The organism is Prosthecobacter debontii, from assembly GCF_900167535.1.
Taxonomy (GTDB): Bacteria; Verrucomicrobiota; Verrucomicrobiia; order Verrucomicrobiales; family Verrucomicrobiaceae; genus Prosthecobacter; species Prosthecobacter debontii.
On sequence record NZ_FUYE01000010.1, the window covers coordinates 145,425 to 169,673 of the forward strand.

Below are 24,249 nucleotides of genomic sequence, written 5' to 3' on the forward strand. Positions count from 1 at the left end.
CATGCTAATAAAGGCTCGGGTTCAACATGAATAAAGATACGGAAAACTGATACCCGGAAAAGGCATTTTCAGTTGGCCATTCAAGATCCCGTCCGTAGCAAAAAGAGAGCCGCGTTTGCGAGAGCCTGGACCTTCAAAAGGTCGCCATCAGGCTTCGTGCGGTGTGACCTCAGCTTTCTAGAATGAGCACCCTCACAGCAAAACTCCCCCCCTCTCCACGCCGTCGGCAGCGCCGCCGGATCGCCATGATCTCCACCCACGGTTACGTGGCAGCCTCCCCTCCTCTGGGCGCTCCAGACACCGGAGGCCAGGTGGTTTTCGTGATCGAACTGTCCAAACAATTGGCTAGGCTCGGTTACAAGGTGGATATTTGGACCCGGCGATTCGATAAGCAGCCGGAATCCGAGGTGGTGGATGAGAATGTGAACATCCTGCGCGTGCCATGTGGCGGAAAGGATTTCATCCCCAAGGAACAGCTCTACCGAAATATCCCAGAGTGGGTGGAGAACGCCCTGCGCCTGATCAAGAAGCAGGGCCTTGCTTACTATTTCATCAATAGCCATTACTGGGATGCGGGCCTAGCAGGTCAATCCCTGGCCAATGCCCTGAACATTCCTCATCTGCACACACCACATTCTTTAGGCTCCTGGAAAAAGCGTCAGATGGAAGATGCCGCTCCTGAAGACAAACAGAAATTGGAGGCCCAATTCAATTTTAGCGCACGGGTGCATCATGAGCAGAGGCTCTTTCAGGAATGTGACATGGTGATCGCTACGACACCGCCGCAATCCGACTTCATCGCAGCCGATTACGGAGTGCCGACGGGTAAAATCCGCATGATCCCTCCCGGCTATGATGACAATCGCTTCTTCCCTGTCAGCGAGGCCTCGCGGCAAGGTATGCGGACTGAGTTTGGCTATCATGGTCCGGTGATCGCATCCATTGGTAGGCTGGCGCGCAACAAGGGTTTTGACCTGCTAATCAAAGCCTTTGCCATCGTCGCTGAGCGCCTCCCCGAAGCCAAATTACGTCTAGCGGTGAGCATGCAGTCATCAGACCCGGGTGACTCACGTATGCTGGAGGAACTGCATGAACTGGTGCGTGAGCATCACTTGGAAACCAAGGTCATTATCTCCGACTCGCTTCCTGACGAGCAAATGGCCGATTATTACCGTGCGGCGGATGTTTTTGCTTTGTCCAGCCGCTATGAGCCCTTCGGCATGACCGCCATTGAGGCACTGGCTTGCGGCACCCCCACAGTCGTTACCACCCGAGGTGGACTGTATCGTGCTCTCGATTTCGGTGTGCATGCTCTCTACACGGATACGGAAGACATTCAGGAGTTTGGCATCAGCCTCCTACAGGCATTGAAGTATCAGCGATTGCGCTCACGCCTGTCACATCAAGGCAGCATGCGAGTCCGTGCCCTCTTTGCCTGGAGCGGCATCGCCCAGCAGCTGCTGAGAGCGGTGGAGGACCGGCTGCACACGGATGTTGCTGCCCCGGAAACAGCAGACTGGAGCAGCACGATGTGGCGACAGAACGTGGAGATTTAAAGCCGCACCTACCCTTCGATTTACTAGGCCCCCTTTGCTATGACTTCGACCATCAAGCTTTTTTGTGCCGATCTCGATGGCACTCTTCTCGGCAAGCCGGATTCCACCCTGCTTTTCAAACAGATTTGGGAGACCATTCCCGAAGCCACCCGACCGGTTTTGGTTTACAATACCGGGCGTCTGCTTCAGGACGCTCTGCGCACCATTCAGCGCTCTGACCTCCCGCTCCCTCAATATCTCATCTGCGGTGTCGGCACCACCATTTACGATATGCAGAAGCGTAGCGTGATGCGGGAGTTTGCCGAAATCATGAGCGAGAACTGGGACCGCGAGCGGGCAGAGCAGGTTGTGCTCGGCATCACCAACGCCGTGCGCCAACCCGGCCAGTTTCAAAATGCCTTCAAGTCCAGCTGGTATCTTCATCAGGCTCCCGTAGAGCAGATCACCCTCCTGGAGAAAAATCTGGTGGATGCCGGTCTGGAAGTCGTCGTCGTTTACTCCAGCAGTCGTGACTTGGATATCCTGCCCAAATACGCCAACAAGGGCAATGCTCTGGAATGGCTGCTGAGGCATCTAGCACTGGCAGGCCATGAGGCCCTCGTCGCCGGTGACTCGGGAAATGACAGTGCCATGTTTCAGATTCCCGGTGTGCGAGGCATCGTGGTCGAAAATGCCCAACCCGAGTTGGTGGAGGCAACGCTCGGCCAGGAATGCTTCCGTGCCCAACGCATCTGTGCCGATGGAGTGCTGGAAGGCCTGTTCCATTATGGCGTCATTCCGAATGTCTGCTCGCTCGAAGCGACCCATGAACCCCGGCATCGACACTTCGAGCCAGAGATCCGCCAACTGCTCAATGAAGCATCTCCGGAGGCACTGACGCCGGAAGATCGTGCCTATCTTCAGACCGCCTACCAGAAAGCCATCGCCGCGCTGAAGAAGAATATTACGCCCATGGGTTTCTCGGCCTGTTCGCTGGATGACAACGAGACTCGCGGCACGGATGCCAACTATCGCAGCGTCTGGGCCCGCGATGGGGCCATCACCATCATCGCCTCATTGAGCCTTGATGATCCTGACATCCGTAACTGCCAGCGGCAGACTCTGCGCACGCTTCTTTCTCAAGCCTCCCCGCACGGTCAAATCCCCGCCAACGTGCGAATCGCCGACGGTGCGCCGGACTACTCAGGCGTCGGCGGCATCTGCTCCATCGATGGCGGGTTATGGGTCATCATCGCGGCTTATGAATACTATCGCGTCACCCGTGAGACCTCCTTCATCCGCGAGCACTTGCCCATCCTGCAGCGTGCCATGGACTGGCTGACCGCCCATGATTCAAACTACGATGCCCTTCTCGAGATCCCCGAAGCAGGTGATTGGACCGATCTGTTTGGACGGTCTTACAACGTCTTGGTGGATCAGATCATCTGGTATCGCGCCAACATCGCCTTTGGCCGCCTGCTAGAGTCCTTGGGGCAAAGCAAACGCGCTGGGGAATACCTGCGCTGGTCACAGAGCATCAAGATGGCCATCCTCCAGAGATTCTGGCCGACTACTGCCCTGAGCCCCAATAGCACGCGCACCTTTGCCGACATGCAGTTTAGCCTGGGAGACACCGCCTATCTGTTGGCCCAAGTTACCCCCTTCGACTTCAACTGGCGCTGCGATGTCTATGGCAACATCCTGGCCTTCCTATTCAACGTCCTCGATGTAGAACGTGCCCGCCATGCCTTCCGTTTCATGTGGGGGGTCGGGGTGAATGAACCGTTCCCAGTGACCAATCTCTATCCCGTGGTAGCGCCAGGCGATCCCGACTGGAAGCCCTACTACGCCGTCAATCTGCTGAATCTACCCAACCACTACCACAACGGGGGCATTTGGCCATTCATCGGGGCCAAGTGGGTGCAATTCATCGTCCGTCTTGGAATGCGCCCCCTGGCCCTGCAAGAACTCCTGAAACTGGCGCGCCTGAACCAGCGTGGCGTGCAAGGCGAGTGGGAGTTCAATGAATGGGCCCACGCACGCACTGGCAACCCCATGGGGAAAGCCTATCAGGCGTGGTCTGCCGCCGAGTTCATTCTGGCCTGTCATGAGGCCGGTCTGGATGAGAATTGACGGCAAATCCCTCCCACTTTGGATTGCAGACTCCAGAGTCTTTTTTTACACCGTAGGAAGCGCTCCAATGAGAAGCTAGTCCATGGCACGGAATTTGCCTCTTTTCTGACAAGCCAAACTGCTTGACCGGTTCCTCGGAAACGGGCTTACTGATCACGTTAGAAATGGCCCGCCCGTTCTTTTCTAGCGTGTCATTCGCGTCTGCTGCGAATCCCTTTCAGTTTGCTTTCCCATTTCTGCATGAATGTTTTTTCCCCCCGGTCCTTTCTTCTCAAGCTCATCCTGGGTGCGGCTTTCCTTCTGGCACCACTGGTTCAAGCCTTCGATACGGTGATTCTCGATCCGGGTCATGGTGATTTCGACCGCGGAGCCGCCATCGGTTATGTCTATGAAAAGCATTTGGCCTTGGATACAGCACGCCGGGTGGAGCAGCTTCTGAGAAAAGCTGGTCTGAAGGTCATCATGACTCGGAGCCGTGACGTCTTTATTCCGCTACAAGACCGCTCCGCAGCCGGGAATCGCTACGGCAATGCGATCTTCGTCAGCATTCATTACAATTATAACCGAGGAGGCAGTGGAAGTGGCGTGGAAACGTTCTACCACCATTCCAAAGGCTACACGCTGGCCGCTTATATCCAGGCCTATCTGGTGCAGCGCACCCACATGAGCAATCGGGGCGTCAAACACGCCAGTTTCCATGTCATCCGAAAAACTGAGCGCAATCCCGCAGTGCTGGTGGAATGTGGCTTCGTTAGCAATCCCACGGAACGAGCTCGCATGATGACTGGAGAATTTCGCTCTAAAATTGCCGAGGGCATCGCCCAGGGGATTGTCGCCTACCGCAAGGCCAAATAACTTTTTCAACGACCGCCATGCTGGTGACTTGCCGCCAGATGCAGGAGATGGAGAGCCGAGCTTTTGCCTCTGGCCTTGATGCTGCTGACCTTATGGAGCAAGCCGGGCAGGGCATTGCCAGGGTTGTGCACCAGTTTTTTCCCGCGGCCGGCACTTTGATCCTCTATCTAGGCTCTGGCAACAATGCCGGTGACGCACTGGTGGCCGCGCGTGAATTGCAGGGCGATGGCTGGGACGTAAAGATCCGGGCCAGTGTCCCCCTGGATGAGATGAAGCCTTTGCCGAAGAAGCACTGGCGGAGCTTAGGGCGTGCCGAGGTCCTGGAATCTGCGCCCACGGCAATGAGCAGGACACCCATCGTGCTATTGGATGGTCTGGTAGGCATCGGAGCCCGAGGGCCTCTTCGCCCCAGACTGCGTGAACTGGCCGCCGAGATGAACTCGCTACGCCCACGATCAGGTGCACAAACCGTCGCGATAGACATCCCTTCGGGGCTCGATGGCGATGCAGGGATTCCTGAAGCGGACTGTGTTATGGCTGATATCACGGCCACGATCGCCGTGCCCAAGCTGGGTCTCTTGGCAGACTCAGCCATTCGGCATGTAGGGCGGCTCGCTCTGGTCCCTCTACCTTCGCTTGTGGCTTTTGCTGAAGGCGAATCTTTAGACAGCTCAGACCTGATTACGCCTTCACAATTGAGGCCCTGGCTGCCACGTCGGGCCTTTGATATGCATAAAGGCCAAGCGGGGCGCGTGGGCATCATGGCAGGTTCTCGAGGTTATTTCGGGGCGGCTCAACTTGCCTGCCACGCAGCACTCAGAGCAGGAGCCGGGCTGGTAACATTGCTGGTGAAACCTGATGCTTATGACATCCTCGCTCAACGTGTGCCTGCGGAAGTGATGGTCAAACCGGTGAAAGACTATCGGGAAGCACTGGACCTACGTTTTGATGCCCTAGCCATCGGCCCTGGGCTAGGCCTGACCTATCAGGACGAATATCTGGACGTGATTCAGCAGAGCACGGTGCCGATGCTGCTGGATGCGGATGCGCTGACAGCGTTGGCCTCTCATCCGGAGATTCTTTCCAAGGTCCAAGCGCCGTGCCTGTTAACCCCGCATCCAGGAGAAATGGCTCGGCTCATGCCTGAGGGCGGCGTTCTCAGCCGCGCTGACCAAGCCGAAACTTGGGCTCAAGCCCACCTTCAGCAAACCCTGCTTCTGAAAGGTTCTCGCACCGTCATCGCCCATGCCGGCGAACACACACGGTTCAACACCACAGGTCATCCAGGCATGGCCACGGGAGGTATGGGGGATGTGCTGACGGGTGTTTGCGCCGCCCTGCTGGGACAGGGCCTAACCACCTATCACACGGCAGCGCTGGGCGCTTGGTTGTGTGGTAGAGCGGCAGAGATTCATGCCCTTTCGCAGGCCCAGGAAAGCACCCTGCCCACCGATGTCATTCAATGCTTGGGTCAAGCTTGGCAGGGTATTGTGACAGGAGAGGTCTTTTAAGTCGAAGACAGACTCATTATGTCCATTCACTCATTTCGTAGAGCGTGGGATTGCGGACTGGCTGGCGATTGCCTGACATGATCTTTTTCACCTGTGCAAAGAGTACATCCCCCTCGGCTCCAGCCATGTCTCCGAAGGTGGCCTCCAGTTTTTCAGGGTCTTCACCCGCCTCGAGCCGCTTCACCATTTCACGGAGTTCTGAAGGTGTTTTATCACCCATGATATCCGTCATTTTTCTCATGAAATGCCCAAGCTGCTTAGGATCGGGATTCTCGGCATCAAGCACTCCCATTTCAACCTCCATATCCGCCATCAGGGCATCCATCTTGGCATCATCTAGGCCTGCAAAGGGGTCCCCCTCAGTTGCCTCCTGGGCATTGCCGACAATGGCGAAGCGAGAGACTTGCTTCACCATCTGAAACGCCGGGTTGTCAGGACACTTGGGCACCTTGCTGCGATAAGCTAAGCTGCGGGCCAAAAACTGATACACCGTGTGGTTTTCCGGGCAGTAAAACTCGTAGATCGGCATGGCTTCAGGAAAGATCGCGGTTAACCGATAAAGCGGACCTGCCCATCTGGCAACGATCACTCAGTCGCTTTGAGGCCGTCCTCAATTCGAGAGCGTACTTTTTCATCAGCAGGCTGAAGATCACGGGCTTTTTCAAAGTATTCACGTGCCTTGGTCGGCTCATGCATTTTCAGATACACTTGGCCGATGTGTTCAATGATTTCAGCATCCTCAGGCTGGAGTTCTTTGATCAATCCCACTGCCCGCTGCAACTCCGTCAAAGCACGTGGATATTGACCTGTCTTGTAAAGCCACCAGCCAAGACTATCCACATACGCAGGATTATCAGGCATGAGGTCATTGGCATGCCGAATCAACTCGCCTGCTTTTTCCAGATGACGGTCCAGCTCCAGCCACATGTAGCCGAGATAGTTCATCGTATTGGCCGCGGCTTCGACATCATCTTTGGGCGTCAACGTGATGGATTTCTCAAAGATCTTGCCCGCGTCTTCGTGACGGCCTCCGCGCTCGAGAGTCATGCCATACTGAAAGTAGAAGCGATGATTGATGAGCTCGCCCTGGCTGTTGGAAGCGAGGCTATCAGCCTTCTCGAAGGATTGTATCGCCTTGTCCCATTGCTGAAGGGAACGTAGCGCTAAGGCCGCCTGCACATGAAACATGGCTTGGTCAGGGAAAAGCTTGATGCTGCGCTGAGACAACTGCACCACTTTTTCAAAGAGTTGGGCGCGCAGCATCAACTCCCCGAGATAAAGGTAATCATCCCCTTCTCCTCCCCCGAGCTGAATGGCGGCTTCATAATAGGTCGAGGCCTTGTCAAACTGATCTCGTGCCTCATAAGCGCTAGCCAACAGGCGTAACTGCTCGACATCATGCGGATCGGTCTGCACCACGGCTTCGAGTTCAGCCAATGCTTTGTCTTTATCACCGAAAGCATCGTGCAACCGATAGAGGAGCTTGCGGGCCTGGAGATTACCGTTTTGAGCCACCATCTTTTCACACAGGGCTCTAGCTTCCTCCAGTTGGTTGCTCAGAAGGTAGTATTGAGCCACCTCCATCTGAACAGCTTCATTTTTTACGCCTGGAGCACTTCTCAGCGCCTTTGCATAGAAAGCATTGACCCGCTTAGCGTGTTCTTCACGCATCTCCGTCTGCCCCAAAGGCCAAACCTGCTGAGCCGCTCGCCCTAAAGTGAGCCAAAAATCTGCCTTGGAGACCGTCTGACCCAATGCCTTGTCCAGAATGGCCATGGCGGCATCACGGTCGCCCTGCGTGAGATAGGTCACGGCAGCAAAGCCGTAAACCTGAGCATTTTGGGGAAACTTTTGCAGCGCTGTTTCCAGGGTCTGACGAGCTCGATCATTCTCGAAAGGATCGTCGGGGGCGTAAGTTGCACAAAAACGCGCCAGATTGAGATAGGGCTCCGGGATACCCGGGCTGATTTCTACGGCTTTTTGTAGAATCACCAAGGCCTCTTGGCGTCCACGGAAGCTATACGCCAACTCAGCCGTATGCATGGCTAAATCAGGATTGGCTGGATCAACAGCCAGGGCCGCCAGATAATGATCCAAGGCCTCCCGAAGCTTTCCGGTATTTTCAAACTGAAGCGCACTGGAATAATGCGCCAGAGCCGCCGCCACACGCTCACCTCCCGGCTGGAGCTGGAACGCCTGCGGGCTTGAAAGGGGTGGAAAAGACAAATCCGCCTGCTCCATGGACTGACGTGCACCTCCACAGAGGGGCAACATTAGGCCGAGCAGGCAGACTCGAAGCGGGTAAAAACCGCCAGACATGGCACCCCCGTTAGCGAATCGAACAGTTCTCTTCGCGAAACGGAGGCACATCATGTGACCGAGGTTAGCGCTTAGGACTTATAGCGCAAACGCTTCTTGTGGCGGTTCGCACGCATGCGCTTCTTACGCTTGTGCTTATTGATTTTAGTCTTTCTGCGCTTTTTCAGCGATCCCATGTCTGTGTTCTCCTGTTTTCTTGTGGTATCCCTTAAGGGATGACTTTGTTCAGCGGGTATTCCACGATGCCCTCGGCACCGAGAGATTTGAGTTGCGGGATGATCTCCCGCACGACGGTTTCCGCAATCACCGTCTCAACGGCAACCCAGTCCGTGTTGGCGAGCTGGGAAATGGTAGGTGAGCGCTCCGAAGGGAGCACCTTCAAAACTTCAGCCAGCACAGAGGCGGGCACGTTCATTTTGAGTCCGACTTTTTCGCGAGCCTCAAGTGCGCCGCGAAGCAGCATCACCAGAGTCTCCATTTTCTTCCGCTTCCATTCATCCTGGTAAGCGGCCTTACTGGAAACAAACTGCGGATAGCTGACCGTGAGCGTATCCACAATGCGCAGCTTATTGGCCCGCAGGGAACTCCCGGTTTCGGTGATATCCACGATGGCATCCACCAGTTCAGGCACCTTCACTTCGGTGGCACCCCAACTGAATTCCACCTCAGCCTTCACTCCGTTTTTCTTCAGATACTCCTGCGTAAGACCAACGGCCTCCGTAGCGATCCGCTTACCTTCCAAGTCTTTGACGGACTGAATGGGGGAATTCTCTGGAACGACGAGTACCCAGCGAGTGGGCTGCTTAGTTGCGCGGCTGTAGTTAAACTCAGCCAAGACTTCAACGACGGCTTTGTTTTCCTCGATCCAGTCTTTGCCTGTGATTCCGCAGTCGAGGAATCCATGATCGACATATCGGCCCATTTCTTGAGCGCGCAGCAGGCGCAGTTCCAGTTCAGGATCATCCACGGCAGGACGATAGGAGCGGGAGGAAACAACGATGTTGAACCCCGCCCGCTTGAAGAGCTCAAGCGTCGGCTCCTGCAGACTGCCACTTGGCAGGCCGAGGCGCAGAATATTTTTTGGCGGTTCAGATTCCATTTGGTCGGGGAAAAGGGCGCGCAAGGTAGCGGGGTTTGGCGGGGTGCAAAGGATTATTTAACTGAGATGGAAGATCGCGTCCCATCTCAGCCATTTTTTTCGCAAAAAACCGCTTCAAATACCCCACAAACGCCCTTTTTCGCCACTCCCTGGGTCAGGGAATGACGGGTTTGAGCGGAGTCATCGTACCTTTTTCCAAAGGAAACAAAGCCTGGTGTTTGATCAGAGCCTCATCCAAGGACAGCATCATCCGCTTCAGTACCTGTGGTTCAGCCGCGGCCAGATTCTTTTGTTCAAAGGGGTCTTCGCTCAAATGGAACAGCTGATAATGAGAACCCTCTGAAACTTCGGTGGGGAAATAATGATAAACCACCTTCCACTCGCCTTCCCGGTAGGACGTAAAATAGTCTGTTCGGTGTGGGGAGTGAGGGTAGTGCATCAAAAACGCTTCCGGCCTTGAGTCGTCATGGGCACCCGTCAGAAGCTGATCCAAAGAACGACCGTCGACGGTGTAGCTAGCGGGGATTTCCTGCCCCGCGAGCTTCAAAACGGTGGGAAATATGTCAATCACCGCTGCCTGTTGATCCTGGATTCCATTGCCCTTGATCGGCAACTGCTTCTGGCACGATTGGCTCGCATCCGGTTTCGCCCAAGCTGCGATGAATGGGACCCGCATGCCGCCCTCATAATGGGAGCCTTTTTTACCCCGCAGCGGCGCGGCACAGGCCACAGCGTGCTGGTCGCCTAAAGGCGCATCCGATCCATTATCTCCAAGGAAGAGGATCAGGGTATTCTCTGCGATGCCCAGTTTTTCGAGGTGGTCCATCATGTCGCCGAGGGACTTATCCATTCCTTCGACCAGGGTAGCGAAGGCCTGGGCTTGCTCGGACTTATCCGAGTTTTTGTAATGCTCAGCAAACCGGGGATCGGAATTGAAGGGGGCATGCACCGCATAATGGGCAAAATAAAGGAAAAAGGGCTTCTCCTCCTTCACCGCTTCAGCCACCTGAGCCTTGGCTTCCAGAGTTAAGGCTTCGCTCAAAAAGATGTCCTGACCGTGGTATTTCTCTAATCCAGGCACCGCATTACCTTTCTTGTCACCGTTACCTTTAGCCTTAGCTTTATTCACTTTCAGCCAGCCAAAGCCTTCCGTGCCATAATAGCTGGCCGGCGCACCGATCGGCCCCCCTGCCACATTCACATCAAATCCGATATTCAGCGGATCAGCACCATCCGAATCCCTGGGACCAAAATGGCCTTTCCCCACGTGGATGGTCTTATAACCCTTGGCCTTCATCAGGGCAGGAAGCGTCACGTCACCCGTTTTCAAGCCTTTCCAATTCCACTCAGGCGGTCCTTGAGGGCCTGCATTGTCTCTATCGGGGTTGATCCAATTCGTGGTGTGATGTCGGGCGGCATTTTGCCCCGTCATGATGGAAATGCGCGTCGGCGAACACACACTCATGGCGCAAAATTGGTTAAACCGAATCCCACGTTCAGCCAATCGCTCCATATTCGGCGTACGATACCAGCCATTCAGCGGGTAGCGCTGGGGCTTTCCTTCAGCATCCGTGAGGAATGGCAGGGAGGTATCCATGACGCCCATGTCATCGACTAAAAAAACCATCACATTGGGTTGAGCCGCGTGAAGGCATGCAGCCGCAGCCAAGGACAAAAAGAGAGCGAGATGTTTCATGGTGCTAACAATCCTGAAAAGCAAAGGTGAGTCAGGGATGGGTGGTAACGCAGATCAAGGCCGGGTGTTACAAAGTCTCGTCAGCAACCTGGTTTAGAGGTGTAACAAAAGATTGGCAAAGCCGCATGAATACGGGATGAAATCATGTCTTGATCGTCACCTCAGCCACTCTTGATTTCCCGATCCGCTGATGTCCGCCCAGAATCCTCGAACCTGCCCAATCTGCGAAACCGCCATACCGGTAAGTTTCCCCGCAGGAATGTGTCCAAAATGCCTGCTCAACAGCGCCGCATCTTCGGACAAGAGGAATCCTAAAAGCGCGGACGCACCGGATTCCACACACACCGGTATTCCGACCCTGGAAACCCTTCGGCGCTATTTTCCCGACCTGGAGATCATCGAATCCCTTGGGACTGGGGGCATGGGAGCTGTTTACAAGGCACGACAACCGCGTCTGGCTCGCCTAGTCGCGCTGAAGATCATGACCTACAAGCCCGGTCATGAAGTGGACTTTGCCCTCCGTTTTGAACGTGAAGCGCAGGTCTTGGCACGACTCACCCATCCGCACATCGTCATTATTTATGACTTCGGTGAGTTGGACGAGACTCGCACGGGTGGAGATCCCCTTTTCTACTTCCTCATGGAATATGTGGATGGCACGGACCTCGCCCAACTCATCCGTGCAGGTGAAATGAAGGCTCCGCAGGCATTGGCTATCGTGCCGCAGATCTGTGAAGCTCTTCAATATGCGCATGATCAAGGGATTACTCACCGGGACATCAAACCCGCCAATATTCTCATAGATCAAAGAGGCACGGTGAAAATTGCCGACTTTGGGCTGGCCAAAATGGCTCACCATCATGAGCCCTATCTTCACACGGGTCTGACTCAAACCGGCATGGCACTTGGGACCCCCCACTACATGGCGCCGGAGCAGTGGGAAAATCCAGATCTGGTGGATCACAGAGCTGACATCTATGCCTTAGGCGTAGTTTTCTACGAGATGCTAACAGGTGAGCGGCCCGCAGGTGTCTTCGAGCCGCCCTCCAAGAAAAGCGCCGTGGATAAGAAGCTGGATGGTGTGGTTCTCCGCGCCATGGAGCGCAATCCCGACCGCCGCTACCAGCAAGCCAGTGAGATCAAAAGCGATGTGACCCGCATCTCAGGGCGACAGCGCCAAGATCCCCACAATCCCACAAATAAAGCCAGCCCGAGTGGGTTCAAAAAGATCTATGGCCTTGGCCTGGGTGCCATCATCCTAACGGGTAGTTGGCTGTATTTTCAGGGCCCATTGAGACAAGATTCAGACCAGAAGCTTTTCTCTACCCGCTTAGCGACAGCCTCAACGAATACGCTCCGTCCAGGCCGACTCCGAGCAGCAGGCGTGACCTATGGCGGCCAACCGCATGACCTGTCTAAGTTTGCGCCTTATGACGACTACATCGACGTGGCAGGTGGCTGGCATCAATGGGTCGCGCTACGAGCCAATGGCGAAACCCTCTCTTCGAATGGAAAGAGTGATCTCACGGGCATCCGACGCATTGTACGAGGGCTTTTGGAAACCTACGCCTTCATCAATGAGAGTAACCACCTGATCGTGCCCACGCATTTACCGATATCTCTTCCAGAGCCGCTGTTGAAGACAGCCATCGTGGATGCCACCTTTGGCCGAGATCATGGCATCCTGCTCACCACGGAGGGCACCGCCATTCCTTATGGCAAGCGATACGAAGAAACCATCGGCGACTGGAAAGATCCGACCCAGTGGGATACCCCGCGCTGGCCTCCCCCTCCGGGAAAAGCCCTGCGTGACGTCATCGACATCGCCGTCACCGCCACCCATGCGGCCACTCTGAATCACAAGGGTGAAGTCACCCTCTGGGGCTGGGATGGCGTGACCACATGGGCACCCGAGCCTAACATCAAGCACGTCACCAACATCGAATCTGATGATGATACCTTGTGGCTACTGGATGAGGCGGGGCAGGTCTGGAGTCTCTATCTACCACGAAGTCCCTCGGCTCACAAAGTGGTCTTCTTCGATCACAAGCTCAAATTCGCTGCGGCTAATGTGGTCCAACAACGACAACGCTTCTGGTGCTACAAGGACGGCACTTGGCGGAGCAACCGCTCCGAACCAAACCTCAACCTGTCTGATTTACCACTGAAGCCTGACGGCGCTTTTTCGGTGAGTTCGGGGGCATTCAATGGCAAGGTTCTCAGTTCCGCACTTTGGATTGAGCCCGAAGCTCAACATCCCCTTGTTACTCCAACCTTCACAGCCAAACCCGGCAAACTAACCTCCCTCGGCAGCCTCCGCGCAGGCAGGCCGATTGACCTCCGTAAAGCCGAAGGCATCACCGATTTCACCCAAGTTGTTCTGCATGACAAAGGCTGGGTGGCTCTTCGAGCCAATGGTCAAACCGTCTCTAGCGACGGCCGAGGCGAACGTCAAAATATTGTCAACATCTGTCCAGGGATCGACACCGTCTTCACCCTGATTGATACTCATAATCACGTCGAGGTCTTTGCCCGCCTTGAAAGCTCGGAAGATCTCAACACGATCCTGCCATCGGATATCCAGAAGATCGGCGTGACCAACCTTCTCTCAGATGGTCAGCAGTCCTTAGCCTTGCTCAAAGATGGCACGGCTCGTGTGTGGGGAAACCGTTATGACAACCCCAGCGCTGTGCCTGAATGGATGGGGCGAGAAGCCTGGGAACGCCCCCCAACAGGAGCTCTCGTGAATGTTAAATCCATTGCCATCACGTCCCTATCCGCTTCCACAGTCACTGCGGATGGACGCCTTTGGACTTGGGGCAAAGCCGCATCGGGTGAGCTTCCCGAGAATGCAGCCGCTTTGCAGGGGCAGTATGCGTCTCTGGTCTCCAGCAACAGTGGGCTCTACGATGCCCTTGCTCAAGATGGCCGCCGCATTAGCTTCAACCTCAGCACGCGTGAGGCCCAAGTGGGTGCGCCCGGGATCGTGGCAAGTGCTTACGGGGGCTATCGTCCGCTTCACCAACGCGCTGAAGGGTATTGGAGCACCGCTTGGAATCGCTCTGAGTTCCAGCCCTATTTCGATGCGATCCGTCGGCGTCCAGCTTCTACCTTTTCACTCATGTTCTTCCATGAAGGCGATGAGCGTGTCAGTGTCGGTTTATTAAAAATCGATTCGATCGAGTAGCATTTTATGGCTTGGCAAATAGCGCCACAGCGCCTAAACCAGCCCTGACATGGATGAAGGGAAAAGTCAGGCTAAGCCATTTCCGACGACCCAATGGACATTGATCTACCGGGTCGCCCATGAAGACCCCCAAGTTCGCGAGCATGCACTGTCTGAGATCTGTGAGCTTTATTGGCCTCCAGTCTATGCCTTCATTCGCTCGCGTGGTTACGCACCTCATGATGCAGAGGATCTGACCCAAGGCTTTTTCGCCAAAATTCTGACCCGAAATGACTTGGCACGGGCAGATATGCAAACGGGGAAGCTGCGGTCCTATCTGCTCACCGCCATCAAAAACCACCTCAACACCGAATACCGTCGTGATGAGTCACTGAAACGTGGAGGTGGCAAAATCATCCTTTCTCTCAATCGCGAAGCCGCGGAATCTCGCTGCCTCATTCCTGAGCCCATCGACGAACTGAATCCCGAGAAGGTCTTTGAGCGCCAATGGACCATCACCATCATGGAGAGTGTGGTCACCTCTCTGGAGGCTCTGTATGCCTCAAAGAATCAGACCCAACTCTTCGAGGCGCTCAAGCCCTACATCATCACCAGCACTGAACAACCACCTCAGGCGGAGATCGCCCACAGGCTAGGCATGACCGAATCCGCCATTCGAGTCTCCATCCATCGCATGCGTCAGCGATATGCTGAGCTACTTCGTCAGATCGTTCATTCTACCCTGGAACAAGGCGAAGATGTGGACGCTGAGATCAGCCACATGATGGCGTCTTTTCAGTGAGATCTCGGGCGTGCCCCCGAAGATCAACTCAGTTAACGGCCACTTTCACCACTACCTTAAAAACCTCACTGGGCTTTTCCCAATCAATGCACGGAGCATGCGCATCTTCAGGGTAAAGGATGGAAAAGTGACCTGGGTTCATGTGCAGGGCTGTCATGTCAGGCACCAGCTTCCAGAGCGCGGCATCTTTCTCATCGCTGTAAGCCATGGTTTCTTCCGCCATCTTTGTTAGAGGTGCCCATAGAATGGTTTCACGACCCGATTGAATGAACTGTACATCAATGTATTTCCTGTGGGCTTCAAACAGCGCCTTTTCCTGCGGTTTCGTCGTGTAAGTCTGAACGATGGCAAAGACCTCATCCCCGACGATATCCACCCGTCCGAGTTCCTGAGTGCCATCCACACCACGAAGGTATTCGAAGGCCTTGGCAAAGTGTGGATGCAACGCTTCGTAGCGTGAGGAATTCTCCAGGGTGTCTTGGATCATGAGTGCTGATGGAATGTGAAGCGGCTCTTTTATCTGCGAGGTGGCAGCTACGCAAGGCAGGAATAGGCTCCGGCCGGATTCAGCAAATTCCCTTTTAGTTAGGTCCACCTCGGAGTGTAACGAGCTACTGAATCGTCACCGGCATGCCCTTAGCGACGAGCGTGTAAAACACCGCCGCATCCCAGTTGGCTAAGCGGATGCAGCCATGACTACCAGAGCGACCTATCGTCTCGGGTGAAGAGGTGCCATGAATGCCTACCCCAGGCCGATTGAGACCGGTCCAAAGAATTCCCACGGGGCTATTCGGCCCGGGTGGCAGATTGAAGAAAGTCTCCGTGCGTTCCCCTCGCTTCAGGACACCTTCATCATAACGATACCAAGGCCAGGGCACCGCACCTGCAATCTTCCATTCCCCGAGGGGAGCCGGATGTTCTGAGGAACCTGGCGTCAGCGGAAAGGCGGCCAGTAACTTCTCTCCATCCATCACCCTGAGCATGCGCAATCGGGTATCCACAATCACGCGCCGGTGAGTAGCGACAGCCGTAGATGCACGCGGATACGATGACGGGTAAGCATCCACCAAGAAAGGCTGTTGAATATTCGGCACTCGCACCCATTCCCCTGCCTGCAAACCATTCAAATCACGACCAGGATTGAGCTCACGCAGAAAGGCCATCGTGGTGTGAAACTTCTCCGCCAGCAACTCCGTCAAACTGGTGTAAGGCAGGCTTTTTTGTTGGGCTAAATCAGCAGGCTCGGATGCCATACTCCCGAGTCGCGCCAGATCTTCTGACCTCACCGCATAATTCGTATAAGGCTGAATGTAAGCCACCTCAGGAGTTACGTTTTCAGGCAATCCCTGTGATTCTCGATAAAGCGACAACGCCTTGCTGGTGAACTCCCCTGGATAGCCATCCACAACCCCAGGTCCGAAGTGCTGACTATCCAGAAAGATCTGCAACTGCACCGTGCGATCTCGCGACATGGCGTCCACCACGGGATCAGGCGTATGTCGGCGTGTCTCACAAGACATGAGCCCCCATAAACTCAAAGTCAGGAGACACAAACCAGTGACGCGGAAACGCTGGAAGCGCGGGTCGGGGGAGGATTCCATGAAGGTAAGAGGCCCCCAAGCCCAGCTTATTGCATCCACCCTGGCTTTTTGTCCAAATTCCTTACCGAGAGAGCTATACAGCCTGCTGGCGCGCCAACTCCGATTGCAGACGAATCTCCTGCTCACGCAGTTCTGGGGTCAACTCCTCGCCGAAATCTTCCATTTCGTAAAAGGGCCGCAACTCGACTTCGGCGTCCTCTCCAGGCATCGGGTGCGGACAGCGTTTCATCCATTCGAGAGCTTCGTCCATGGATCCGACCTTCCAGATCCAAAAACCGGCGACCAGCTTTTCCGCCACCGGAAAAGGGCCATCCACGACTTCCTGTTTGTCGCCTACAAACAGCACACGCTTCCCGTGCTTGCTCGGCTTCAGCCCGTCGCCTGCCTGCATGACTCCGGCAGCGATCAGCGCTTCATTGAACTTACCCATCGCTGCAAACATCTCCTCGCTCGGCATGGCTCCGGATTCCGAGAGCTTCGTTGCTTTGATAATGATCATGACTCTCATTGTGCGGTGTCTTTCTTTTGGAGTTAAGGGTGATCGAGGTCGCCATCTGCACCTCATTTCAAAGCCATGACGAATGGAGTCGGAGGCAAAGGACAGAGCGGACTCACTTTTCCACACGTCACACAAAAAATCCCGTCGCCTGGACAGACGACGGGATCTTCGAAGGGATTGCAGCCGATCTTACAGCTTCGCGAGAGCTGCGTTCAGCGTCGCGCTTGGACGCAGGGCTTCGGAGGCTTTGGTATCGCAAGGCTTGTAGTAGCCTCCGACATCCACGGCTTTGCCCTGAACAGCGAGGAGTTCCTCGACGATCTTGGCTTCGTTAGCGGTGAGTTCTTCGGCGATGGGCTTGAAGGCTGCCTGCAGTTCTGCATCGGCGGTCTGCTCGGCCAGGGCCTGAGCCCAGTAAAGAGCGAGGTAGAAGTGGCTGCCGCGGTTGTCGATGGTGCCCAGCTTGCGGCCAGGGGAGCGATCGTTCTCCAGGAACTTACCCGTGGCCGTGTCCAGCGTATCAGCCAGGCTTTTGGCCTTGGCGTTCTTGAAGGTATCAGACAGATGCTCAAAGGAAGCGGCCAGGGCAAAGAACTCGCCCAGGGAATCCCAGCGCAGGTAGTTTTCTTCCAGGAACTGCTGCACGTGCTTCGGAGCTGAACCGCCCGCACCCGTTTCGAAGAGGCCGCCACCGTTCATCAGAGGCACGATGGAAAGCATCTTGGCACTGGTGCCCACTTCCAGGATCGGGAAGAGGTCGGTCAGGTAGTCACGCAACACGTTGCCCGTCACTGAGATGGTGTCTTCGCCTTTGACGATGCGCTCCAGGCTGTATTTGCAGGCTTCAGCAGGTGGCAGGATTTCGATGGTCAGGCCGCTGGTGTCGTGATCTTTGAGATACTTCTCCACCTTGGCAATGATCTGGGCATCGTGAGCACGGGCCTTATCCAGCCAGAAGACGGCAGGAACGCCCGTGGCGCGAGCACGATTAACGGCCAGCTTCACCCAATCCTGGACAGGAGCGTCCTTGGTCTGGCAGGCACGCCAGATATCGCCCTGCTCCACCTCATGAGAGAAGAGTACATTGCCGTCTTTATCCGTGACTTTGACGGTCCCTTTGCCAGGGATTTCGAAGGTTTTGTTGTGGGAGCCGTATTCCTCAGCAGCCTGAGCCATCAGACCCACGTTTGGCACAGACCCCATGGTCTTCGGATCCAGAGCGCCATTGGCTCTGCAGAACTCGATCACGGCCTGATAAACACCCGCATAGCTACTATCGGGGATAACAGCCAGTGTGTCACCCGTGTTCCCCTTGGCATCCCAGACCTTGCCACCTGCGCGGATCATCGCTGGCATGGAAGCATCCACGATCACATCGCTCGGCACGTGCAGATTGGTGATGCCTTTGTCGCTATTCACCATGGAGAGCGCAGGGCCATTGGCATAAGCAGCCTGAATATCGGCTTCGATCTCAGCTTTCTTGTCTTCGGGAAGCTTGCTGATCTTGCTGACGAGGTCACCGAAACCATTGCGGAAATCCACGCCCAATTCTCTCAGAGTCGCAGCGTGCTTGGCGATCAAGTCCTGGAAGAACACCTCGACAGCATGTCCGAAGATGATTGGGTCCGAGACCTTCATCATCGTGGCCTTCATGTGCAGGGAGAAAAGCACGCCGTCCTTCTTGGCTTCAGCGATCTGATCGGCCAGGAAGTTTACCAAGGCAGCCTTGCTCATGAAAGTGCCGTCCAGGATTTCTCCGGCCTTCAGCGGGGTGCTTTCCTTCAGCACCTTGGTGGTGCCGTCAGCAGCCACAAATTCGATCTTCACATCCGTAGCGGCTGGCACCGTCACAGACTTCTCATTGGAGAAGAAATCGCCCTTGCCCCCCATCGTGCCAACGCGGGTCTTGGAGTCAGCAGACCACTTGCCCATGGAGTGCGGATGCTTCTTCGCATAGTCCTTCACTGCCTTCGGAGCACGACGGTCGGAGTTACCTTCACGCAGGACTGGGTTCACCGCGCTGCCCATCACCTTAGCATAGCGGGTTTTGATCTCTTTTTCCGCATCGTTCTGCGGGTTTTCAGGATAGTCCGGCAGCTTATATCCCTTTGCCTGGAGCTCTGCCACAGCGGCTTTGAGCTGAGGCACGGAAGCGGAGATGTTGGGGAGCTTGATGATGTTTGTCGTCGGCTCCAAGCAGAGCTTACCGAGATAGCTGAGGTCATCGTTGATGCGCTGCTCTTCGGTCAAGACTTCGGGGAAATTGGCAATGATGCGGCCTGCCAAGGAGATATCACGCGTTTCCACAGCGACACCTGCCGGTTTCGTAAAAGCCTGCACGATCGGCAGCAACGAATAGGTGGCCAGGAGAGGAGCTTCGTCCGTGAAGGTGTAGATAATGGTGGGCTGTGCAGACATATCGCAAGGTTAAGTATCTCAGACCTAGACGCACCCATGCAGCAACGCAACGGCCAAGCACCCCGAAAATCGCATGTCCAGCCCGGAAAGAGGTGCGAACGTAGCCTCTTTCCGCAGAACCAGGGATTTAATCTTCCTTTTTTGCTTTCTTCCCCTTTCCTTTGGGAGAGCCATTCAGGTAGCTCTGATATTCCCAGCGGTTTTTCCAGCCCTCGATGTAGGGGCGATAAGCTTCGGACTCATACCAAGCGAGAGATTCAGGATCAGGAGGAGAAACCCGGCCTTCAGGGTAATCCTTCCCGGCAAAGCTGGCATCCGCAGCTTCATTCCACTTCAAGAAAGCAGCCTTCATGGCGGCGAAACGCTCGGGTGTCTCGGCACTCAGATCGTGGGTTTCCTGCGGATCTTGTTTCAGATCATACAGCATGAATTGATCCTTTTTGAGGTCCTCCGTCACCAATTTATAATCGTCATCCACCCAAGCGGCTTTCGAGCCATACCGAAAGGGCAGCGCCTGCTGGCGAGGACCCATCTCCTGTGTCAGGAGTGGCTTGAGGCTCTTACCATCCACCGGTTGCACCATCACCTCCCTAGGCAGTCCGAGAATGTCTGCCACCGTGGGAAAAAGATCCATCGTGCAGGCTGGGTAAGATGTCACGCGGGGTTGAATGACCGCAGGCCATTCCATGATGGCGGGGACACGAATGCCCCCCTCAAAGGTCGTGCCTTTAAATCCGCGCAATCCTCCCACGGTTTCAGGCTGGATCTTGGGCAAACCACCATTGTCACTATTGAACATCACCAGGGTGTTATCCGCGATCCCCCATTCACGCAGTTTTGCGCGTAAAACGCCCACGCTGCGGTCCAGAGCGACTAACTCGCCATAATGATCTGCCGAGGCCGCATCCAAAGCTGCAAAGGCGGCCTTATCTTCCGGAAGGGCACGGAATGGACTGTGGGGGGTGCCATACCAGATCACCGTGAAGACCGGCTGATCTCCGGCACAATGCTTCTCAATGAACTTCAGCGCCTCATCCACAACGATATCCGACGAATCGCCCTTGAACTCCGTGATTTCTCCCTGACGAGACATCAAGGGATTTTGGTCGTAGAAGTTCGTCACAGAAACCCATTCATCGAAACCGAAAGTGCCTGGGCTCATCGGATCATCCCGCAAGATCGGAGCACCTGGCCCACGATAGCCATTGAGATGCCATTTACCGAAGTGGCCGGTGACATAGCCAGCGGTCTTTAAAGCCTGGGCAATCGTCTTTTCCTGCCGCCGCAGAGCATCGCCGTGAGTCAATACCCCGGTGCGATCCGGGGAGCGCCCTGTCAGCACGCTCGCCCGAGTGGGAGAGCACACGGGGGAACCTGCGTAAAACCGATCAAAGCGAAGCCCATTCGCTGCCATAGCGTCCAGGTTCGGAGTCTTGAGCACTGGATGACCACGATACCCCGTCTGGCCCCACCCCATATCATCAGCCATAACAAAAATGATGTTAGGCCGTTTCTCGGCCGCTCGAGCGAGTGTCGTGGCAAGCAGGATAGATGTAAGAATGAGAAAGAGGGGCTTCATGGGCATAGAGAAGATGGTGGATTAGACCTTGAGCGTTTTCTGCCCCGCTTGTTCTTTAGCATGGGGCTCCAGACCGGTCAGCAGGTCCTTTTCAGGCTGATCCTTCCCCGCACGGACAGTGTATTGCCCCCCCTCATAGACCCGAGGTTGGAAGCGCCCCCCCTGGACACGAATGGTGTAGAGGATCTCACCATCCTTTTCCTTCACCACCTGCACCACCGGATTACTGTCGTCTTCGAAGACAAGTTCTGGCAGGTAGCCGACAATCTTACGTCCATCGTTAGCTTCCATATCGACGGTGATCGGCCAGCCTGCAAATTGCCCCTTATCGCCATCCTTCACATCGGAGAACCGAGGCCAGCATTCGAATACAATCTTACGTGACTTCTTGTTAAACCGAACCACACCATATCCATCGGCGCGTTGCTTTTCGTCCGTGATGTCGGGCGGATTGGCATAGGCCATGATGCTGATCTTGTTACCCAAGCCATCATGGAAATCTCCGGTCCAGGGCAGCGGGCTATTGGCGATCGGATTGGGTCCTGGTTTTTCATCCTCCGGATGCCACCAGCGTCCATAGATGGTATTGACCAAAGCCGGGCTGGTGAAAGCATAAGGTCCATCACCAAACTCTTTGATGCCTTGCTTGACCGTCACGGCGAGGTGTTGGTCCCCACATAGATGCACTGCCCAGGCACGGCGGATTTCTTCCAGAGCACGGTCACGAGGAGTTTGCGGCCAGCCATTGCAATCCAGATCGGCTAACAACCTTTCATTCTCCTTGCCATGCATGTGGACGGCTCCGCAGAAGGCCGTCTGGGAAAGCACTGCCTTCATTTCAGTGCCCGTCCAGTCCTGTGTCCATTGTGCGAGGAAGCGCTCTTGGCGTTCACCAAGCAATTGCAGACCCGGCAGGTCGATCGTCTTGGGATCGTAAGATGGATCATTGATGTGATCCGGACGTGGCCCCATCTGCGGAATCTTCCCAGCGGGACCGCTCTTAAACTTGCGGTCTTCAAGGATCGCAAAGTCCACTCCCCCCACAGTGAGGCGTGTGAAGTAAACTGTGATACCCCGCTCCACAGGCGCGGGGTCCACCGGATCGGGCAGGTTCCAGGACTGCTGACGCTGGACCTGGTTCACATACTCCACCGGATACATGTAGCCACCATCGGCATTGCCCGGAATGACAGAGAGTTTACCGTTTTCTCCCCACAGGTTGGGGTGCCCCACATCGTGGTCATCGGGGATGCAGATCGTTGGACGATCGCGCATGATCTCACGGAATTGCAGACCGAACTCGATCCATCCCGCCGTATGCTCGGTGTGACGATAGGTCTGGTCTCCGGCAAAGAAAAGCAGATCGGGATTCTGGGCCTTGAGATTGTCAATGATCTCGGGGCGGAGACCGGTCGTGCGGCTGGAATTGCAGGACATATTGGCCACCACAATCTCCTCTTTGTCCTTGGGGTCCTTGCGGATGAGGCCTTCAAACATGGCGTTTTCCCCATGCCGCACACGATACGGGACATCCTGACTCGCGTCCCAATTCTCCAGACGAAAGTGAACATCCCAGCCCGGGTAGATGACATCCGCTTTCGCCACCTCTTTCCACTCTCCATCTCGCTGGATTTCCAACCGTGCTTCCCGTGACTCACCGGGCTTCAAGGGGTAAAGCTGGCCGGTCATTTTCAAAACACCGTTTTGATGGGTGTAGATGGCAAAGGCCACCACGTCTTCACGCGGCACATCCATGGCAGGTGGTGCGGAGGGGCCTTTTCCCTTCCCTTTGCCTTTACCCTTACCCTTGGCTCCCGCTGCCGCCCCGCCCTTGGCCCACCACTCCCCCGTCGCTAGCGAGTCGAGCATGGGGAACTCAGCGCCAAATGGAGTGGCAGCCTCCTGCGCCACCATCTTTATCGGATCGAGCGCCAGCGCCCCCAGTCCAGCAGCAGTCAGTTTCAAGGCATCACGTCGGGAGAGAGCAGAGCGGTCTTTCTTCATGGACCCCTCGTAACGTCTCCAAGGACGCTAGATTTCATGGAACCCCGGATTCTTTTGCGCCGCCGACTCAATCCGCATGGCCAAAGGGCTCCACATGCACGATGATATCGAGAAACCGCCGATCCGAAGCTTTCAAGGCATCCTGGACGTCATGGCCAATCCGATGCCCCTCTGCCACGGATAAGGAACCTTCCACCTGCACATGGATATCCATGTGGTAACCGAGACCAGACTTCTTCATGCGCAGTTTTTCGATCATTTTGACACCTGGCACAGTCGCACCGATGTCCCGTGCTTCCTGATAAAGCTCCTCGGTCGCTGCGCCATCCATGTTTTCGTGCAGCGCCGTCTTCAGCATAAAGAACCCATTGAGGAAAATGATGAAGCAGCCCACCAGCGCCGCCACATCATCAGCCATCTCGTAGCCATCTCCACCCAGCAAAGCCACACTGATGCCTAGCAACGCTGCGCCAGAAGTAATGGCATCCGCGCGATGATGCCAAGCATCGCCTTTGAGAGCGGTGCTAGTCGTCTCATCGCTCTTCCGCATCGCATAGCGTGAGAGTCCTTCTTTCACGATAATCACCACGACCAAGATCGGCAGGGTAAACCATTCGGGCGAAGTATGCCGATGCATGATGTTGTGCACGCTCTGCCAGGCAATGGTGCCCCCGGCAGCCAGCAATGAAAGGGCAGAAAATAATCCAGCCAGCTGCTCCGCGCGGCCATGGCCATAGGGATGATCATCATCTGGAGGCTTTTCAGCCACCTTCAGCCCGACCCAAACCATCAATGAGGCGAAGATGTCATTCACGGACTCAATGCCGTCGGCGATCAAAGCATAGGAATGACCTAGAATCCCAGCCGTAACTTTCACCACCGCCAGACCGGCATTGAGCACAATGCTCCATAGAACAGCACGAGCGGCGACTTGATTGTGACTCATGAGGAAGACAAACCGAGAAGGAGGAGGGCGTGGCTGAGCGATCCACAGAATCACTCGGAGCAGGCTTGGGGGCCAAGACTATCCCG

18 protein-coding genes are annotated in these 24,249 nt (G+C 55.4%); 6 read left to right on the top strand and 12 right to left on the bottom strand.

All coding sequences use genetic code 11. From position 1 onward, the window contains the following. Positions 1-182: 182 nt before the first annotated feature. The 4 genes from B5D61_RS15710 to B5D61_RS15725 all read left to right on the top strand — a co-directional run bounded on the left by B5D61_RS15710 (position 183) and on the right by B5D61_RS15725 (position 6,034). The gene (locus tag B5D61_RS15710; protein ID WP_078814359.1) at positions 183-1,556 is read left to right on the top strand and encodes a glycosyltransferase; all 1,374 of its coding nucleotides are present in this window, start codon (positions 183-185) and stop codon (positions 1,554-1,556) included. Positions 1,557-1,595: 39 nt separating this feature from the next. Next, the gene (locus B5D61_RS15715) at positions 1,596-3,668 is read left to right on the top strand and encodes an HAD-IIB family hydrolase (protein WP_078814360.1); all 2,073 of its coding nucleotides are present in this window, start codon (positions 1,596-1,598) and stop codon (positions 3,666-3,668) included. Positions 3,669-3,908: 240 nt separating this feature from the next. Next, positions 3,909-4,523, top strand: coding sequence for an N-acetylmuramoyl-L-alanine amidase family protein (locus B5D61_RS15720; protein WP_078814361.1), 615 nt, complete (start codon positions 3,909-3,911; stop codon positions 4,521-4,523). Between the two features lie 17 nt (positions 4,524-4,540). After that, positions 4,541-6,034, top strand: a complete 1,494-nt coding sequence (locus B5D61_RS15725) for an NAD(P)H-hydrate dehydratase (protein WP_078814362.1) — start codon at positions 4,541-4,543, stop codon at positions 6,032-6,034. A 16-nt stretch (positions 6,035-6,050) separates the two neighbouring features. On the opposite strand, the gene B5D61_RS15730 is transcribed toward B5D61_RS15725, so the two are convergent. From B5D61_RS15730 to B5D61_RS15745, 5 genes are all read right to left on the bottom strand, one after another. Then, positions 6,051-6,563, bottom strand: coding sequence for an FmdB family zinc ribbon protein (locus B5D61_RS15730; RefSeq protein WP_078814403.1), 513 nt, complete (start codon positions 6,561-6,563; stop codon positions 6,051-6,053). 56 nt (positions 6,564-6,619) lie between these two features. Beyond that, the gene (locus B5D61_RS15735; protein ID WP_176159468.1) at positions 6,620-8,353 is read right to left on the bottom strand and encodes a tetratricopeptide repeat protein; all 1,734 of its coding nucleotides are present in this window, start codon (positions 8,351-8,353) and stop codon (positions 6,620-6,622) included. A 71-nt stretch (positions 8,354-8,424) separates the two neighbouring features. Further along, positions 8,425-8,529, bottom strand: a complete 105-nt coding sequence (locus B5D61_RS27085; protein ID WP_133796641.1) for an AURKAIP1/COX24 domain-containing protein — start codon at positions 8,527-8,529, stop codon at positions 8,425-8,427. Between the two features lie 32 nt (positions 8,530-8,561). Further along, positions 8,562-9,452 carry an ATP phosphoribosyltransferase gene (hisG, locus tag B5D61_RS15740; RefSeq protein WP_078814364.1) on the bottom strand — a complete coding sequence of 297 codons (891 nt, stop codon included), beginning with the start codon at positions 9,450-9,452 and terminating at the stop codon, positions 8,562-8,564. Between the two features lie 154 nt (positions 9,453-9,606). Further along, a complete protein-coding gene (locus tag B5D61_RS15745) occupies positions 9,607-11,148 on the bottom strand; it encodes a sulfatase (protein WP_078814365.1) in 1,542 nt (513 codons plus the stop codon). Between the two features lie 259 nt (positions 11,149-11,407). Here B5D61_RS15745 and B5D61_RS15750 point away from each other — a divergent pair, with 259 nt between their 5' ends. Next, positions 11,408-14,335: a serine/threonine-protein kinase gene (locus B5D61_RS15750; protein WP_217698992.1), complete on the top strand. Its 2,928-nt coding sequence runs from the start codon at positions 11,408-11,410 to the stop codon at positions 14,333-14,335. 49 nt (positions 14,336-14,384) lie between these two features. Beyond that, positions 14,385-15,116 carry an RNA polymerase sigma factor gene (locus tag B5D61_RS15755; protein WP_078814367.1) on the top strand — a complete coding sequence of 244 codons (732 nt, stop codon included), beginning with the start codon at positions 14,385-14,387 and terminating at the stop codon, positions 15,114-15,116. 28 nt (positions 15,117-15,144) lie between these two features. Here B5D61_RS15755 and B5D61_RS15760 read toward each other — a convergent pair whose 3' ends face one another. From B5D61_RS15760 to B5D61_RS15790, 7 genes are all read right to left on the bottom strand, one after another. Next, the gene (locus B5D61_RS15760) at positions 15,145-15,603 is read right to left on the bottom strand and encodes a NanQ anomerase/TabA/YiaL family protein (RefSeq protein WP_078814368.1); all 459 of its coding nucleotides are present in this window, start codon (positions 15,601-15,603) and stop codon (positions 15,145-15,147) included. Between the two features lie 124 nt (positions 15,604-15,727). Continuing rightward, positions 15,728-16,717, bottom strand: coding sequence for a L,D-transpeptidase (locus B5D61_RS15765; protein ID WP_078814369.1), 990 nt, complete (start codon positions 16,715-16,717; stop codon positions 15,728-15,730). Between the two features lie 73 nt (positions 16,718-16,790). Further along, positions 16,791-17,225, bottom strand: a complete 435-nt coding sequence (locus B5D61_RS15770; protein ID WP_078814370.1) for a YciI family protein — start codon at positions 17,223-17,225, stop codon at positions 16,791-16,793. 180 nt (positions 17,226-17,405) lie between these two features. Continuing rightward, positions 17,406-19,634, bottom strand: a complete 2,229-nt coding sequence (locus B5D61_RS15775; RefSeq protein WP_078814371.1) for an NADP-dependent isocitrate dehydrogenase — start codon at positions 19,632-19,634, stop codon at positions 17,406-17,408. 127 nt (positions 19,635-19,761) lie between these two features. Next, on the bottom strand, positions 19,762-21,213 hold the full coding sequence (locus B5D61_RS15780) for a sulfatase family protein (protein ID WP_078814404.1): 1,452 nt from the start codon (positions 21,211-21,213) through the stop codon (positions 19,762-19,764). A 21-nt stretch (positions 21,214-21,234) separates the two neighbouring features. After that, a complete protein-coding gene (locus B5D61_RS15785; protein ID WP_139373295.1) occupies positions 21,235-23,217 on the bottom strand; it encodes a metallophosphoesterase family protein in 1,983 nt (660 codons plus the stop codon). Positions 23,218-23,284: 67 nt separating this feature from the next. Next, positions 23,285-24,163: a cation diffusion facilitator family transporter gene (locus B5D61_RS15790; protein WP_078814406.1), complete on the bottom strand. Its 879-nt coding sequence runs from the start codon at positions 24,161-24,163 to the stop codon at positions 23,285-23,287. Between the last annotated feature and the right edge of the window lie 86 nt (positions 24,164-24,249).

Coding starts and splice junctions, on each gene's coding strand:
- B5D61_RS15710 (WP_078814359.1), top strand. CDS start 183: ATGAGCACCCTCACAGCAAAACTCCCCCCCTCTCCACGCCGTCGGCAG.
- B5D61_RS15715 (WP_078814360.1), top strand. CDS start 1,596: ATGACTTCGACCATCAAGCTTTTTTGTGCCGATCTCGATGGCACTCTT.
- B5D61_RS15720 (WP_078814361.1), top strand. CDS start 3,909: ATGAATGTTTTTTCCCCCCGGTCCTTTCTTCTCAAGCTCATCCTGGGT.
- B5D61_RS15725 (WP_078814362.1), top strand. CDS start 4,541: ATGCTGGTGACTTGCCGCCAGATGCAGGAGATGGAGAGCCGAGCTTTT.
- B5D61_RS15730 (WP_078814403.1), bottom strand. CDS start 6,563: ATGCCGATCTACGAGTTTTACTGCCCGGAAAACCACACGGTGTATCAG.
- B5D61_RS15735 (WP_176159468.1), bottom strand. CDS start 8,353: ATGTCTGGCGGTTTTTACCCGCTTCGAGTCTGCCTGCTCGGCCTAATG.
- B5D61_RS27085 (WP_133796641.1), bottom strand. CDS start 8,529: ATGGGATCGCTGAAAAAGCGCAGAAAGACTAAAATCAATAAGCACAAG.
- hisG (WP_078814364.1), bottom strand. CDS start 9,452: ATGGAATCTGAACCGCCAAAAAATATTCTGCGCCTCGGCCTGCCAAGT.
- B5D61_RS15745 (WP_078814365.1), bottom strand. CDS start 11,148: ATGAAACATCTCGCTCTCTTTTTGTCCTTGGCTGCGGCTGCATGCCTT.
- B5D61_RS15750 (WP_217698992.1), top strand. CDS start 11,408: ATGTGTCCAAAATGCCTGCTCAACAGCGCCGCATCTTCGGACAAGAGG.
- B5D61_RS15755 (WP_078814367.1), top strand. CDS start 14,385: ATGGATGAAGGGAAAAGTCAGGCTAAGCCATTTCCGACGACCCAATGG.
- B5D61_RS15760 (WP_078814368.1), bottom strand. CDS start 15,603: ATGATCCAAGACACCCTGGAGAATTCCTCACGCTACGAAGCGTTGCAT.
- B5D61_RS15765 (WP_078814369.1), bottom strand. CDS start 16,717: ATGGAATCCTCCCCCGACCCGCGCTTCCAGCGTTTCCGCGTCACTGGT.
- B5D61_RS15770 (WP_078814370.1), bottom strand. CDS start 17,225: ATGAGAGTCATGATCATTATCAAAGCAACGAAGCTCTCGGAATCCGGA.
- B5D61_RS15775 (WP_078814371.1), bottom strand. CDS start 19,634: ATGTCTGCACAGCCCACCATTATCTACACCTTCACGGACGAAGCTCCT.
- B5D61_RS15780 (WP_078814404.1), bottom strand. CDS start 21,213: ATGAAGCCCCTCTTTCTCATTCTTACATCTATCCTGCTTGCCACGACA.
- B5D61_RS15785 (WP_139373295.1), bottom strand. CDS start 23,217: ATGAAGAAAGACCGCTCTGCTCTCTCCCGACGTGATGCCTTGAAACTG.
- B5D61_RS15790 (WP_078814406.1), bottom strand. CDS start 24,163: ATGAGTCACAATCAAGTCGCCGCTCGTGCTGTTCTATGGAGCATTGTG.